1 protein-coding gene is annotated in these 220 nt (G+C 66.4%); it reads right to left on the bottom strand.

All coding sequences use genetic code 11. From position 1 onward, the window contains the following. Positions 1–220 (bottom strand): hypothetical protein (locus AC4HNJ_RS22135; protein WP_490481763.1); only part of this gene is annotated, 220 nt, incomplete at both ends.

The following is a 220-nucleotide window of genomic DNA, read 5'->3' as shown; positions in this document are numbered from 1 at the left end:
CCACAGCACCGCCGTGGTCGCGGGTGTGCCATCGGATGACCAGCCTCCGGTCATCAGCAGTGTGCCGTCCGTCAGTACCGTCAAGGTATGACCGGCGCGCACGGGCAAGCCCAAGGGGCCCGTGCGTGCGAACTGCTGCGTGTCGGGGTTGAACCATTCGCCGCTGTCGAGCATATCGCCACGCTCATCGACACCCCCCCAGAACAGCACCAGGCCGTTG

Source organism: Dyella sp. SYSU CM1112 (assembly GCF_058216415.1).
Note: the sequence above shows the minus strand (reverse complement) of the source record. Positions and strands in the feature narration are given on the sequence as shown.